At 64.1% G+C, this 14,587-nt stretch carries 13 protein-coding genes and 3 tRNA genes; 7 read left to right on the plus strand and 9 right to left on the minus strand.

Features of this window, described 5'->3' with window-relative positions; genetic code table 11:
* Positions 1–54 precede the first annotated feature (54 nt).
* From recN to B8446_RS12355, 3 genes are read left to right on the plus strand one after another with little or no spacing between them, the layout of a single operon-like run.
* Entirely contained in the window at positions 55–1,776 is a 1,722-nt protein-coding gene (gene recN / locus B8446_RS12345) for a DNA repair protein RecN (RefSeq protein ID WP_048850003.1), read from the plus strand.
* Positions 1,773–3,833: an NAD-dependent DNA ligase LigA gene (ligA, locus tag B8446_RS12350; RefSeq protein WP_048850007.1), complete on the plus strand. Its 2,061-nt coding sequence runs from the start codon at positions 1,773–1,775 to the stop codon at positions 3,831–3,833. The genes recN and ligA overlap by 4 nt, the downstream gene beginning before the upstream one ends.
* 10 nt (positions 3,834–3,843) lie before the next feature.
* Positions 3,844–4,446, plus strand: coding sequence for an isochorismatase family protein (locus B8446_RS12355; RefSeq protein WP_048850081.1), 603 nt, complete (start codon positions 3,844–3,846; stop codon positions 4,444–4,446).
* A 614-nt stretch (positions 4,447–5,060) separates the two neighbouring features.
* Here B8446_RS12355 and B8446_RS12360 read toward each other — a convergent pair.
* Positions 5,061–5,137: transfer RNA gene (locus B8446_RS12360), tRNA-Arg, on the minus strand.
* Between the two features lie 14 nt (positions 5,138–5,151).
* Positions 5,152–5,228 (minus strand) — tRNA-Pro (locus B8446_RS12365).
* 157 nt (positions 5,229–5,385) lie between these two features.
* Between B8446_RS12365 and B8446_RS12370 the strand changes: the two genes are divergently transcribed.
* Complete coding sequence (locus tag B8446_RS12370; protein ID WP_241767770.1) at positions 5,386–5,763, plus strand: hypothetical protein; 378 nt, start codon at positions 5,386–5,388, stop codon at positions 5,761–5,763.
* A 3-nt stretch (positions 5,764–5,766) separates the two neighbouring features.
* Here B8446_RS12370 and gpt read toward each other — a convergent pair whose 3' ends face one another.
* Both gpt and B8446_RS12380 read right to left on the minus strand, forming a co-directional pair.
* On the minus strand, positions 5,767–6,246 hold the full coding sequence (gpt, locus tag B8446_RS12375) for a xanthine phosphoribosyltransferase (protein ID WP_048850010.1): 480 nt from the start codon (positions 6,244–6,246) through the stop codon (positions 5,767–5,769).
* On the minus strand, positions 6,246–6,581 hold the full coding sequence (locus tag B8446_RS12380) for a tRNA-binding protein (RefSeq protein WP_148505976.1): 336 nt from the start codon (positions 6,579–6,581) through the stop codon (positions 6,246–6,248). The genes gpt and B8446_RS12380 overlap by 1 nt, the downstream gene beginning before the upstream one ends.
* Positions 6,582–6,693: 112 nt before the next feature.
* Here B8446_RS12380 and B8446_RS12385 point away from each other — a divergent pair, with 112 nt between their 5' ends.
* On the plus strand, positions 6,694–7,941 hold the full coding sequence (locus tag B8446_RS12385; RefSeq protein WP_048850014.1) for an MFS transporter: 1,248 nt from the start codon (positions 6,694–6,696) through the stop codon (positions 7,939–7,941).
* A gap of 16 nt (positions 7,942–7,957) precedes the next feature.
* Here the strand turns inward: B8446_RS12385 and B8446_RS12390 are convergent.
* From B8446_RS12390 to ispH, 4 genes are all read right to left on the minus strand, one after another.
* Positions 7,958–8,033, minus strand: a tRNA-Asn gene (locus B8446_RS12390).
* A gap of 51 nt (positions 8,034–8,084) precedes the next feature.
* Positions 8,085–8,540: a ribonuclease HI gene (gene rnhA, locus B8446_RS12395; RefSeq protein ID WP_048850016.1), complete on the minus strand. Its 456-nt coding sequence runs from the start codon at positions 8,538–8,540 to the stop codon at positions 8,085–8,087.
* Positions 8,533–9,507 carry a homoserine kinase gene (locus B8446_RS12400; protein ID WP_048850018.1) on the minus strand — a complete coding sequence of 325 codons (975 nt, stop codon included), beginning with the start codon at positions 9,505–9,507 and terminating at the stop codon, positions 8,533–8,535. Before B8446_RS12400 ends, rnhA begins: the two co-directional genes overlap by 8 nt.
* Before the next feature lie 15 nt (positions 9,508–9,522).
* Positions 9,523–10,542, minus strand: coding sequence for a 4-hydroxy-3-methylbut-2-enyl diphosphate reductase (gene ispH, locus B8446_RS12405; RefSeq protein ID WP_048850019.1), 1,020 nt, complete (start codon positions 10,540–10,542; stop codon positions 9,523–9,525).
* Between the two features lie 157 nt (positions 10,543–10,699).
* Between ispH and B8446_RS12410 the strand changes: the two genes are divergently transcribed.
* Both B8446_RS12410 and B8446_RS12415 read left to right on the plus strand, forming a co-directional pair.
* Entirely contained in the window at positions 10,700–11,284 is a 585-nt protein-coding gene (locus B8446_RS12410; RefSeq protein WP_148505977.1) for a hypothetical protein, read from the plus strand.
* A gap of 108 nt (positions 11,285–11,392) precedes the next feature.
* Positions 11,393–13,081, plus strand: coding sequence for an alginate export family protein (locus B8446_RS12415; protein ID WP_148505978.1), 1,689 nt, complete (start codon positions 11,393–11,395; stop codon positions 13,079–13,081).
* 30 nt (positions 13,082–13,111) lie between these two features.
* Here the strand turns inward: B8446_RS12415 and B8446_RS12420 are convergent, their stop codons facing one another.
* Positions 13,112–14,128: a hypothetical protein gene (locus B8446_RS12420; RefSeq protein ID WP_148505979.1), complete on the minus strand. Its 1,017-nt coding sequence runs from the start codon at positions 14,126–14,128 to the stop codon at positions 13,112–13,114.
* Positions 14,129–14,587 lie beyond the last annotated feature (459 nt).

Below are 14,587 nucleotides of genomic sequence, written 5' to 3' on the forward strand. Positions count from 1 at the left end.
GCATGGCGCGCTCCTGCTGCCCTGCCCTCGTGACCCCGTATATCAGGCCAGATCATGCTGACCCATCTCTCGATTCGCGACATCGTCTTGATCGAGAAACTCGATCTCGCGCTGAAGCCCGGGCTAACGGTACTGACCGGCGAGACCGGCGCCGGCAAATCGATCCTTCTCGACAGCCTCGGACTGACGCTCGGTGATCGTGCCAGCGGCGGCATCGTGCGGACCGGCGCACCTCATGCCGCCGTTTCCGCCTGTTTCGATGTCGGCCGGGACCATCCGGTCCATGCCCTTCTGCGCGAGCACGGCGTGGAGCTCGATGACCCGGACGAGGCGCTGGTCCTGCGTCGGATCGTCACCGCTGATTCGCGTTCGCGGGCCTATGTGAACGACCAGCCCGTCGGCGCCGCGCTTCTGCGCCGGGCCGGCGCGTTGCTCGTCGAAATCCAGGGCCAGCACGAGCAGATGGGACTGGCGGACCAGAGCACGCATCTCGATCTGCTCGATGCCTTCGGGGTCCCCCCTGCACTGCGCCGGGAGACGGCCGAGCGATATCGCGCCTGGCTTGAGGCCACCGCTGCCCTCGCGCGCGCCCAGGCGGAACTCGACACGGCGGCGCGCGAGGAAGAATGGCTGCGGCAATCCGTCGATGATCTTTCCACGCTCGCGCCTCAGGAAGGCGAGGAAGAAGAACTCGCCGGACTGCGCGTTTCGCTGCAACAGGGCGAACGCCGGGGCGAAGCGATTGCGGCTGCCCTGTCGGAACTGACGCCACGCGACAGGCGGACGCAGTCTCCGGCAGCGGCGTTGCGCGCCGCCGCACGCGCCTTGATGCGGCTGCTGCCGGGGCCAACTGAGTCGGACGTGACCGTGCCGGAACAGGCACGGGCGCAGGAAGCGCTCGATGCGCTGGAAAAGGCCGAAGAGGCACTGGCGGAGGCCGAGACGACCTTGTCCCGCCTCGCCGCCGACAGTGAGGCGGACCCTGCCCTTCTCGAGCAGACGGAGGAGCGTCTGTTTGCCCTGCGCGCGAGTGCGCGCAAGCATGGTGTGTCTGTTGCGGAACTGCCGGATCTTCTGGCCAACATGACCGGACGCCTGGCCGCGCTCGACCTCGGCAACGCCGAGATCATGCGTCTGTCGGGCCTGGTCGCGACCGCGCGCGCTGCGTTCGAGGAGGCGGCGAAGCGCCTGTCGGCTGCTCGCCACGATGCTTCCGGCAGGCTGGAGCGTGCCGTGATGGCCGAACTCAAGCCCGTGAAACTGGAGCGGGCCCGGTTCGTCGTCTCGCTGGCGACGCTGGCGCCGGAAGCATGGACCGTGCGCGGCATGGAACAGGCGGCCTTCCTGATTGCCGCCAACCCCGGACAATCGCCGGGTCCGCTGGCCAAGGTCGCGTCCGGCGGCGAACTGTCGCGCCTGATGCTGGCCCTCAAGGTCGTGCTAGCCCAGCGCTCCGACGTTCCGACGCTCGTCTTTGACGAAGTGGATTCGGGTGTCGGCGGGGCCACGGCGTCGTCCATCGGCGACAGGCTCCGCGCCGTTGCCCGTGATGTACAGGTCCTGGTGGTCACGCACAGCCCGCAGGTCGCGGCACAGGGCGATTCGCATCTGCGGATCAGCAAGCATGTGCGCGGCGGTCGCACGGAAACCCGGGCCGTCATTCTCGGCCCTGACGAACGCCGCGAGGAAATCGCCCGCATGCTGGCGGGCGACGTGATTACCGACGCGGCCCGCGCAGCCGCCGACAGTCTCATGGGATCGGAAAGCGCGGCATGAGCAGACCATCGGTTCCCGACGATATCAGGACCTGTCACGCAGCCCTGGAGAAGCAGATTGCCGCGTGGGACGAGGCCTATCACGGTCGCGACGCGCCGGAGGTCTCGGACGCCGAATATGACGAAAAGCGCCGCGAACTGGTGGCACTGGAAGACCGTCATCCCGCGCTCAAACACGAAGGCGGCGTGTCGGATCGCGTCGGTTCTGCGCCCGATTCAGCCTTCCGCAAGCATCGCCATCGCGTGCCGATGCTCTCGCTCGACAATGTCTTCGCACCGGAACAGTTCGAGGGGTTCGTGGCCCGCGCGGCCCGCTTTCTCGGGCTCGACGCGGATGCGACGGCAGCCCTGCGCTTCGTGGCCGAGCCCAAGATCGACGGTCTGTCGATCAGCCTGACCTACGAACATGGACGCTTCGTCCGGGGCACGACGCGCGGCGACGGGATCGAAGGCGAGGACGTCACCGCCAATCTGCGCACGCTGCACGATCTGCCGGAGACGATCGATGACGCGCCGGACGTGATCGAGATCCGCGGCGAAGTCTTCATGGCGCGCGACGATTTCTTCGCGCTTAACGCACAGCAGGAAGCCCGCGCCCTGCGGCCGTTCGCCAACCCGCGCAATGCTGCGGCTGGCTCCCTGCGACAGCTCGACCCCGAGATCACGCGGCAGCGCCCGCTCTCCCTGTTCGCCTACGCGCAGGGATATTCGGACCGCCGTGTCGCCGCCACGCATTTCGAATATCTGGCGCGACTGCGTGCATGGGGATTCGACGTCAACCCGCGATCCGAGCTGATCGCGGAACACGATATCGCAGACTATGTAACGCGACTGGCGCGCGAGCGGGCGGACCTGCCGTATGACATCGACGGCGTCGTCTTCAAGATCGACGACATCGCGCTTCAGACTCGCCTTGGCTTTGTCGGGCGGGCGCCGCGCTGGGCCGTCGCGTGGAAGTTTCCGGCGGAGCAGGCTGTCACGCGTCTCGAGGACATCGAAATTCAGGTCGGCCGGACGGGGGCCCTGACGCCGGTTGCCCATCTCGAACCGATCAATGTCGGGGGCGTCATCGTGACGCGTGCGACGCTGCATAACGAGGACGAAATCGCACGACGCGACGTCCGAATCGGCGACCGGGTGCGCCTGCAGCGCGCGGGCGATGTCATCCCGCAGATCCTGGGCGTCGAGCCGGGAGATGGTTCCGCAGAACGCGGTCCACCTTACGTGTTTCCCGACCACTGCCCCGTCTGCGGCTCGCTGGCGGAACGTCCCTCGGGTGAAGTCGTGCGGCGCTGCACGGGCGGGCTGATCTGCCGGGCGCAGATCGTCGAACGGCTGATCCATATGGTGTCGCGCAATGCATTCGACATCGACGGGCTTGGTGAGCGCAGCATCCGCGCCTTTTTCGAAGATGGCCTCATTGCGCGCCCGGGCGATATTTTCCGGCTCGCCCGTCATCGCGATACGCTGATCGATCGCGAGGGCTGGGGTGCGCAGTCGGTCGACAATCTGTTGCGCGCCATCGACGAACGGAAAACGATCTCGCTTGAGCGGTTCATCTTCGGATTGGGCATCCGGCGCATCGGCGAGAACAATGCCAAGCTGCTCGCGCGGCATTACGGCTCGTTCGACGCATGGCGCACGCAGATGCTGGCGGCCGTCGAACCTGATTCAGACGCGCGGGCGTCGCTCGGCGCCATCATGGGGGTTGGAGCCGCCATCGCTGATGAACTCGCTGCATTCTTTGCCGAGCCGCATAATGTCGAGACTGTAAACGATCTGGCGGGCGAGCTTGTCATTCAGGACGTCGAGCGGGCAGAAGGCGGACCGCTTGTCGGCAAAACGATCGTCTTTACCGGCGGGCTTGAGCGCATGAGTCGTCCGGAAGCCAAGGCAATCGCCGAGCGGCTGGGTGCGCGTGTCACCGACAGCGTGTCGAAAAAGACCGATATTGTCGTCCTCGGGACGGATGCCGGCTCGAAGGCGACCAAGGCCAAGACGCTCGGGATCGAGACGCTGGATGAAGACGGCTGGCGCGCCCTGGCAGGACTGGACTGAGGAGCTGCTGATGATCGAGATCGGACCCGCGGACGCGCTGATCATCGTGGACGTGCAGAACGACTTCCTGCCCGGCGGTGCCCTCGCCGTGCCAGACGGCGGCAGCGTGATCGCGCCGATCAATGCCCTGAGTGCGGGACTTCCTTTCGGAATCGTCGTTGCGACCCAGGATTGGCATACGCCGGATCATGCGTCGTTCGATGCGCAAGGCGGCCCGTGGCCGTCCCATTGCGTTGCCGGAAGCCCAGGTGCCGCATTGGCAGCCTCGCTCTCCCAGTCGGCCGTAGCTGCCATCATCCGCAAGGGACGCCTCAAGGGGCGAGACAGCTATTCCGGATTTCTCGACAACGATCATGTCAGTGAAACAGGATTGAGCGGTCTGCTGCGCGCACTGGGGATCAGGCGCGTGTTCGTCTGCGGGCTGGCTTATGATTTCTGTGTGTCTGCAACGGCGCTGGATGCCGTCGATCTTGGCTTTGGGTCCTTCGTGATCGAGGACGCGACCCAAGGCATCGGTGACGATCTGTACGCCATTCGTCATCGTCTCGACGATGGCGGCGTCATCCGCGTCGAGAGAGCTTCGCTAATGGCGGCCCCTGACGATATGGTCTGAAAAGGAGTATGGGCCTGCTCGCTGGATCTATTCGGCGGGGCAATAACAAACGATGCCTGAAGTGATGATGGATGGTGCTGGCGAAAGAGCCACGGCAAAACGCGTCTGTTGCCTACACGTGGGTCGCCATTCATTACCGCGTGGCTTTATTGCATGCGTCCGGTCGACTGCGCCGTTCTGGCCGGCGCTCCAGCGTCGGGAGCGGTCGTTCCCACCATCAACCACGACGTCATTCGCGCGCATTGACCTGCCAGGCACAGCAACGCCTCCGCGATGTGTGTGATCGGATGGGGACAGGCAGCGGTTGGCATCGACATCGACGTCACCTCTGCCGCCGCGTCCTGCAGCTGACCGCTATGAACAACTACGCCGAGCGTCCCTAAAAACGCGATTGAACGTCGCAGACGACACTGACGCATGCCGTCGAAGGCGGAAGAAGATCGCTGTCGCTCATATTCTCTATGTCAGGGAACAGCATCAGATGAGAAGCGCGCCCCATAAGGTTCGATGGCAGCACTAGCGCAGGCACTATCGGAAAGCCGACGCCCTCGTAACGCCCAACGGGTTTTTGCAAACACTCACAGAAACCAGTGGCTGATTCCCGCCAAAAAAAATGGCGCGCCCTGCTGGATTCGAACCAGCGACCCACAGCTTAGAAGGCTGTTGCTCTATCCAACTGAGCTAAGGGCGCGCGAGCAAGACAAGTGGTCGGGGCGCCCGGACTCGAACCGGGGGCCTCTTGTACCCAAAACAAGCGCGCTACCAGGCTGCGCCACGCCCCGAACCCGCCCGATACCTAGACGATTTCCGCGCAGACGCAAGGTCGGTTGTTCCGTCATCACGGCTTGGAGAGCAGGAAAACCGACATGACGTTCCCGCGATATTACAGAATCTTCACGTATCGGGGACATGTCCCGAAACAGTGTGATGGAGGAAGCGATGGATTTTTCCGTAACCGCGACCGCCTTGGGCGATTTCTTCACCGGCGCCCGCACGGACCACTCAGGTCTTTTGTCGATTCTCAATCAGATCATGGGCCATCTGCCCGCGCCGGGCGCGCCCAGTACGCTTGAGCAACGGGCCGAGCCACATGGCCTGATCCCCGAACTCAGACGCTGGCAGGCCGGAGAGCCCGGGGTCTATGCGTCTGAATCGACGATTCGGACCCTGTTCCATCCGGATGAACTGGCTCGGTTCTCACGTGAGACCGGGCTGTCGCCGCCAGCGGTCATGGACATCCTGCGCGAGCTGGTTCCGGCATGCGTGCGGATCCGGGCCAAGGCGATGGCGGACCGCGCAGAGCCTCACGCCGCCTGAGGATCAGTCCTTCTTGCGTGCGAGCGGCGGCACGAACAGGGGTGCTGTATCCCACGGGAACAGCACCCAGGTGTCCTGTCCAACCTCAAGCACGAACTTGTCCGTATGAGGCCTGCCGGCAGGTTTGGCATAGAGACAGGCAAAGTAGGCCTTGGGCAGCAGGTCACGCACGACCTTGGCCGTGACGCCCGAATCGACCAGGTCGTCGATGATGAGAAAACCCTCGCCATCGCCGGCGGCAACCGGTGCCTTCACGACCTTGGGCGCGGTTTCCCCGCGCTCTTCCTCTTCATAGGCGATGACCGAAACGGACTCGACCAGACGACAGTCGAGCTCCCTGGCAATGATCGCGGCCGGAATAAGGCCACCGCGCGTGATCGCGACGATTCCCTTGAAAGGGCCGAGCGGCATCAGCTCGCTGGCCAGCGCGCGGGCGTCGCGGTGCAGTTGATCCCAGGTCACGGTGGCATAAGTCACGGCCATTAGAACGGTCGGGCTCCATCTTGGGCAGACATGTCAGGGCGGATCAGGACGAGGCCGCCATTCAGATCGGGCATCGCCAGCGGCAACGCCCCGATGCCCGGAGCGGCGGACAGCCCCGGGTCGAGAACCGCGCACACACGCGCACCCACGAGCACCGCAGGCGTCTCCTGCGTGCCGAGGCGCAGACCCGCGCGCCGCGTTCCGACCAGCGGGCCGAAATCGATGCGGAGTTGCGTCATCCCTGCGGGTGCCGCGTCGGCGCTGCTGATCGTGCCCACCCGGATATCAGGTGATGCATGCAGCGCGGGACTCGCAGGGGGGGTCTCGGAGATCATTGCGCCCATGCTGCCTACGCGCGGACCGATTTGCAATCCACGCTGCACGCGCTCGCGGTTCTCGCGTTCTCCTGTGGTGGCCGGACGATAGGCTTGGCCATATCATCGCCCAATGTCCGCACATACGATCCTTCCGCCGGGGAATTCCGGCACGCTCCTGCGCCTGCCGTCTCTCAAGGCGTTTCTTTTCAGCCGAAGCCTCGCGGCACTGGCCTCCCAGATGATGGCAGTGGCCGTCGGATGGCAGATCTACGCGTTGACGCACAGCATCCGCGCCCTTGGATTCGTGGGCCTCGCCCAGTTCGCGCCCATGCTGTTCCTGGTCTTCATCGCCGGGCATTTCGCCGATCGGCATGATCGACGCAAAATCGTGATGGTCTGTCAGGCGCTGGAGTGCACAGCGCTTGTGATCGTGGCACTCGGCAGCGCGGAAGGCTGGATCCGGCCATGGATGCTCTACGCACTGGTCGCGATCTTCGGGGCCCTGCGGACCTTCGAGATGCCGTGCCAGCAGACCTTCGTAGCCGCCATTGCGCCCCCTGCCCTCCTGCCGCGCGCGACCGCCCTGTCGTCTTCGCTGTTTACCGCAGCATCCGTCATCGGCCCGTCCCTGGGCGGCGTGCTCTACGGCCTGGGCCCGACAGCCTGCTACGCGATCTGCGCCGTAAGCTTCGGGCTGGCCTGTGCCGGTACCGTGACGATGAAGCTGTCCTGGCCGACTCGGGTGCGCAACCCGGTAAGCCTCGCGTCGGTCTTCGGCGGCGTGACGTATCTGCGGCGTCGCCCGGATACGCTGGGCGCGATCTCGCTCGATCTGTTTGCCGTGCTGCTGGGCGGTGCAACGGCGATGCTGCCCGTCTATGCCAACGACATCCTGCGCACCGGGCCGCTGGGCCTTGGCCTGCTCCGGGCAGCGCCCGCCATCGGCGCGCTGCTGACGTCCACTGCCGTCGCACGCTGGCCGCTGCGCGGACGCTGCGGCCCTCTGATGTTCCTGTCGGTCGCGATCTTCGGCGTTGCGACCATCGTGTTCGGGCTGTCCACCACCGTCTGGATTTCCGTCCTCGCGCTGATGGTCCTGGGCGCTGCCGACGTCATCAGCGTCATGGTGCGCGGGGCGCTGGTTCAACTCGGGACGCCGGACGAGATGCGTGGCCGGGTTTCAGCCGTCAACACGCTGTTCATCGGATCGAGCAACCAGTTGGGTGAGCTCGAGAGCGGTCTGCTCGGCTCGGCGATCGGTCCGGAGGCCGCCGTGGTGATCGGTGGGATCGGCACGATTCTGGTCGCGGGGATCTGGGTGCGTCTCTTCCCCGGCCTGTGGCGGCTGGATCGCCTCGAAGATATCGAGGCACACTGACGAAGAGAAGAAAGCCTGGCTCCCGAAGTAGGACTCGAACCTACGACCCAGCGATTAACAGTCGCTTGCTCTACCAACTGAGCTATTCGGGACCGGCGGGGCACCTTCTAGCGAAGGCGGATGACCGGGTAAACCCCCCTTCGTCAATTTCCTTCAGCAACTTCACGGGCACGGGTCGCAAGCTGGTCCACGCGCTCGTTGTTCTCGTTGCCGGCATGCCCCCGCACCCAGGTCCAGGTAACCTCATGCGGCTTGGCAGCGTCCAGAATGCGGCGCCACAGGTCCATGTTCGCGACCGGATCGCCGGATGCATTGCGCCAGTTGCGGCGCACCCAGCCCGTGTGCCAGCGCGTGATTCCGTTGCGCAGATATTCGCTGTCCGTATGCAGCTCGACAACGCAGGGCTTCGTCAGCGCTTCCAGCGCCTCGGCCGCCGCCGTCAGCTCCATGCGGTTGTTGGTCGTCTCGGGCGCGCCGCCGGACAGCTCGCGTTCATGCGTCCCCATCCGAAGCAGAACGGCCCACCCGCCCGGTCCGGGATTGGGCTTGCATCCTCCGTCGGTCCAGATCTCGACGCGAGGCTTGGGACGATCATCCATACGGGCAGGGTTCCGAAAAGGCGCGATGGCAGCGCAGTCTTGCAAGATACGGTAGCGGATCCTTGCGGGTCACCAGCGCATCCTCAGGCGTGTGCACCCAGTCGTAGAGCCGTGTGAGAAGGAACCGAATCGCAGCACCCTGGCACAGGGGCCTGAGCGCGTCCCGCTCTGCCCCCTCCAGCGGACGCACGCTGCAATAACCATCGAGCATGGCCGCCGACAGGCGCGGGTCCAGCGTTGCCTCATCCGGGAAGCACCAGGCGTTGATTGCAATCGCGAGGTCGTACGCAAAGAAGTCCGTGCAGGCGAAATAGAAGTCGATGATGCCCGACAACGTTTTGCCGACGAAAAACACATTATCCGGGAACAGATCGGCGTGGATCTGACCGCGAGGCAGCGAATCGGTGCGCGGCCATTGCGCGGTCACGTCGGCGATGGCCGCCGAGACCTCCTCGACCAATCCGGGCTCGAGCTTGTCGGCCCCGTTCGAGCCGGCCTGAAGCAGCGGCGCCCACGCAGCCGGCCCGAGCGTGTTGGCGCGGACCGACGCATAGCTGGCGCCCATGAGATGGAGACGCGCCATGGCAGCGCCCACAGCCTCACACTGCGCCGCATCGACTTCCCGCGTGCTCAGACCCGTCAGGAACGTCGTCAGCGCCGCCTGTCGGCCGTTGAGCATGTGGAAGAGAGCACCGTCGGCGCCAGCCACGGGCTCGGGACACCTGAGACCGGCGCGGGCCAGGTGATGCATCAGGCCAAGAAACCAGGGGAGTTCGGCCGGGTCCATCCGGCGCTCATACAGCGTCAGGATATAGTCGGCGGCCTGCCCATCGCGCTCGGTCCGCAGCAGGTAGTTGCTGTTCTCGACCCCTTCCGCGATCCCGCAGAACGAGGTCGGCCTGCCGACATCATAGAGCGACAGGAAAGACGCCAGCGCCTCGGGCGAGACGTCAGTATAGACCGCCATTGCTGTTCCGGCCGCTCAGCCGCCCAAGGGAGCGGGCAGCCGGAAGATCACGCTCTCTTCCTTGACGATCCGCTCCTCGATCTGCAGCTCGTAGCGGCGCGACAGGGCATTCAGCATTTCCTGAACGAGACTCTCCGGGGCAGACGCGCCCGCCGTGATGCCGATGGTGGAGACACCCTCGAGCGCAGACCAATCCAGTTCCGACAGCTTGGGCACCAGAAGCGCGCGACGGGCACCCGAACGCTCCGCGACCTCGCGCAGACGCTGCGAGTTCGAGGAGTTCGGCGCCCCGATCACGATCAGCAAATCGCTTTCGGCCGCGATCGCCTTTACCGCTTCCTGGCGGTTCGTGGTTGCGTAGCAGATGTCCTCGCGCTTCGGCCCCTCGATCAGCGGGAAGCGCTCGCGCAGGATATCCACGACCTCCGCCGTGTCGTCGACCGACAGCGTCGTCTGCGTGATGAAGGCGAGACGGGTCGGATCCTCGGGCTCGACACGACGGGCCTCGTCCGCGTCGTTGATCAGCGTGACGGCGCCCTTCGGAAGCTGCCCCATCGTGCCCACCACTTCGGGATGGCCTGCATGGCCGATCATCAGGATATGCCGTGCATCCGGGCCGCCGCCTGCGAAATGACGCTCGGCCTCGCGATGGACCTTGGAGACCAGCGGGCAGGTCGCATCCAGATACAGCAGGTTGCGGCGCTGGGCCTCGGCGGGCACGGCCTTGGGCACGCCATGGGCGGAGAACACGACATGACCGTCTTCCGGCACCTCGTCGAGTTCCTCCACGAAGATCGCGCCCTGCGCTTCGAGGTTCTCGACCACGGTCCGGTTATGGACGATCTCGTGCCGCACATAGACCGGCGCGCCGTAGCGGCGAATGGCTTCCTCCACGACACGGATCGCGCGATCAACGCCGGCGCAGAACCCGCGCGGACCGGCCAGCAGCACCCGCAGGCGCGCCTTCGCATCGGACGAGACAGAATCGAGAGGACCGGCGTCATGGCGCGCGGTCGGGGTCAACAAATCGGACATGGTGTTCCCCAATCAGGCGACGGGCTCTATAGCACATGCGGGCCATATGGCAGAATGCAAGGCGGTGGCCGACCCGGCTGTTGTGGCGTTACGCAAAGCGCCGGCCGGTTGCAAGACCATCAGACAGAACAGATCGGGAGCTTTCGGGCCGCTGGACATGACGTATCTTTCCCTGGCTACCCCCAACTCACGCCCTTTGCGCCACGCAATTCGGCTCCTGCCGGCACTCGGCCTTCTTCCGCTCGCGGCCTGCGACGACCAGCAGGCGCTGTTCGCGCCGACCTGCCCTCCGACGGAAATCGTGTCGGAAGCCGCCGACGCGTTCACCTATGACGGCCGCGGTCTGGACGCTGGAAGCCTCGTCGATCATGCCAGCATTCAGGGCCTGACCGGATCCTGCGCCCAGCAGGGCCATCAGCACGTGATCCGCACGCGACTGAGCCTGACACTGCGGGTGACACGCGGTGCGGCGGCAAAGGGCGACCATCTCGAACTGCCATATTTCGTGGTGGTGATGCACAACGACCGGATCGTCGACAAGAAGATCTTCTCGCCCGCGATTTCGCTCGACCCGGCGTCCGACACCAGCACGGTCCAGACGCCCGTGGTCAGCATCGACCTGCCGGCCGATCGCGACCAGCGCGCGGATGGCTACCGGCTGGAGGTCGGTTTCCAGCTGACCCACGCGCAGCTCGATTTCAATCGCTCCCATCTCGCGCCTGCCGGGTTCAAGGCAGAATAACCACACCCCGCAGGAATTAATACAAAAGCACGTTTCGAGCGTGCAATGCATATTTCCACGACGAACAACGATGGTATGATCCGGGCTTCGTTCATATCGGATCCTGCCATGCGTCCTGCCGTCTACCGTCGTGCGTCTCTCCGTACCCTGCGCGGCATCGCCTGTGCCGCGGCCTTCGGCCAGGCTGGCAGCGCCCTTGCACAGAACACGACGGACACGTCGTCCATCCCGTCTCCCCATGCCGAAACGATCAAAGCCCGCGCGGCCGCGCGGCCGGAGGTGCAGAATCTTCCGCACGCCGGTGTCGTGGGCCAGCCGCGCCGGATCGCGCCAAGCCAGAACAAGGCCCCGTCTGGACGCCAGGGCCCATGGGGCGAGTTCGATCGCGGTACGGGCGAATCCGCAGGATTCGGGCCGGTCGGGCGGTACGGCGTGGCGCCATGGGCGGAAGACTGGAGCTACCTTGCCGATCCGTCACCGAAGCTTCGTGACGATCCTTTCGACCCGCTGAAATTCATCGCACTGAATTCGTCGCGTACGATCTGGCTCTCGCTGTCCGGCGAGACACGCCTGCGCAACTGGTATGAGGAAGAACCCAACCTGGGCTCCAAGGGCCATCCGGGTTCGGGCCGGTTCGGCGTGCGCAATCTCTACGGCGCGGACCTGCATCTGGGCAGCCACGTCCGGGTGTTCGGACAGCTCATCAATGCGGATGCGGCGGGCTGGAACGCCTATGGCTACAACGACACCTACCGCAAGCGGCTCGACCTGCAGCAGGCGTTTGTGGAGTTTCGGGAGAACCTGCTGGGCGCCAAGACCGGCTTCATGTTCGGCCGCCAGCAGTTCCTCGATGCACCATCCTACATTCTGTACAATCGCGAGACGCCCAACGTGCCGCTCGCCTGGAACGGCTTTCGCACCTACGCAATCTGGCCGCGGATCCGCATCGACGCCTACGATTTCGTCGGCACGAACATCGCGCCGTCGCAGATGTTCCACGACACCGAAGACTGGACGACGCGCCTTTATGGATTCGACGCAACGATGGTCGTGCCGACGCTGCGCGTCCTCGGCGGCGATCTGCATTCCTATCTCGATCTGTTCTATATCGGGTTCAAGCTCGGCGGCTCGACTGCCGCGATCGTCGCCGGAAACGGCACCGCATCCGGCAACACGACACGCGACGACTACGGTTTCCGTTGGTACGGCTCGGCCAAGGATCTCGAGTTCTCGGTAGGCGGTCTCTATCAGGGCGGCACATTCAATGCGGCGAAAACCAGTGTCGCGCGCACGGTCGCAGCCTACGCCTTCAACGCGACGGTCGGTTACCGGCATCCGGAGTCCTTCCTGCATCCCTTCATCGGCGTGCAGGCGGACCTCTATTCGGGCGGCGACACCAGGAACAGGACCGGAGATGTCGGCACCTATATCGCGCCGTTCAATCCGCAGACCAACTATCTGGACACCACGACCTATATCGCGCCGTCGAACCTGATCAGCCTTTCGCCGATCGTGCGCGTGACACCGGTCGGCTTCGCGTCGCTGCAGTTCAAGTGCCCGTTCTTCTGGCGCGATTCGACCAACGATTCGATTTACAGCTCGTCGTCCGCCTACAGCTACCCGAGGTTTTCCGGCGGCTACGTGGGCGTCGTGCCGCAGGCGTCGCTGACATTGCAGCTCAATCGCCATCTGAGCTGGACGCAGTATGGCGCGCGCTTCATCACGTCGAATTCGCTGCATGCCGCAGGTGCCCGCAGCGGCAGCTACTACCAGTCGAACTTCGTGTTCCGCTTTTGAAGCGCAGTGGCGGAAGGGCGGCAGATCCCGTTATTGCGGTTTGCCCTCCGCCTCACGCACCGACGTGTTCGACACCACTGCCTGCTCGAAATGCAGGTGATGACCGAGCGGCTGCGTGTTGACCATCTCGGGCAGAAAGAAGAACCGGCGGTTCCGGAAATCGAACAGAACGATGCGATTGATGAAAAACGGAAGGCCCAGTATCGCATTCCCGAGATCGGGATGGACGATGACGGACGTCGCAGGCTGCACCATGCCTCCCAGAGGCAGGCCATGCAGCGTGATACGCCGCCCGTCAGACACTGCACCTCGGGCAGCCATGTAGTCTATTTTGACAAACTCGCCTTTTGCGACGACGTCCGGCGCAAGTTCAGGGACATCCGCCCAGGAAGACGGAATTGCGTTGATCGCAAGGTCCGTGTCGGGCGTGATGTCACGCATCTGACCGTCAATCGAGATCGGTATGTTCCATATTTCATGGTGAGGCTTCATCGGGACAGATCGGCTCGCGGCCCCCATGATTCGTTGCGCCACATCCGCGCAGTCCCCGTTCTGTCTTGTCGTGAAGAATACGAGTTTGCCTTCCGGCATATCGAGCAGAAGCAGGCTGTTGGACAGGAACGTGTTTCCCAACAGACCGACGATCGGTCGTCCCTCGATTGTCTGTGACGCTGCACCGCGCAGCTTGGTGGCAGATATGGCGCCTACGTCTGCGCCACCTACCTGCAGATCATCGATCTGCATTTCGGCTCCCGGCACATGGTGATATCCGTTGCTGTCAACCGAGACATCATGTCGCGGCCCCGAACCGTCGAATGTCCAGTTTTCCGGGCTGCGAACAAGCGTATCGGAAAAGTCCGGCGACAGGTACATCGCGGCGTCATGGCCTTCCACGCGAACCGGAATGATCGGAGCGTCCGTCCGCCCGCCGAGAAGAGGCAGGACGATGGTGCCGGTAACGCAATCTGCAATGTCATCTGCGTGCGCCGCATGCAGCGATCCCAAAGCCAACCAGAAGGCACATCCAAGAACAGTCCAAGCCTGCATGCTGCCTCCTGCTATATTGCCGCAAGGCCTCGCGCTGTTGTTGCCCGATCAGCATCCTGACGGACAGGCTCGGTGTCACATAAAAACACATCATGGGCACGCTTCAGGAGGACATGGCCCCGTGACGTCTGCATTACTTTTCGGACAACCTCGATATTGTCTTGCTATAGTGATCAGTTCGTCGCGCCTCACCTGGATTTCGCCGTAAGCCCAGAAGAAGTTTCAGCGCTGTTGACGGTAACAGGAGGCTCTCACATCTGCGCAAGACGCCGGCGCGCGCTGGCCGGCGCCTACGTGCCGTGTTTGGTTCGGCTCCAATTCAGTAGCTGCATGGCAGGGGCAGGCTCGTGCCGCAGTCCTTCACCTGAAACCGGAGTCTAGTGGTATTTGCCTTTTGCCTATCTGTCAGGTTGTGAGAGCCTTTTTGGAAATTCACGGATGGGCGTTTCTGCGTAGCAT

It is taken from the genome of Tanticharoenia sakaeratensis NBRC 103193 (assembly GCF_000963885.1).
Taxonomy (GTDB): domain Bacteria; phylum Pseudomonadota; class Alphaproteobacteria; order Acetobacterales; family Acetobacteraceae; genus Tanticharoenia; species Tanticharoenia sakaeratensis.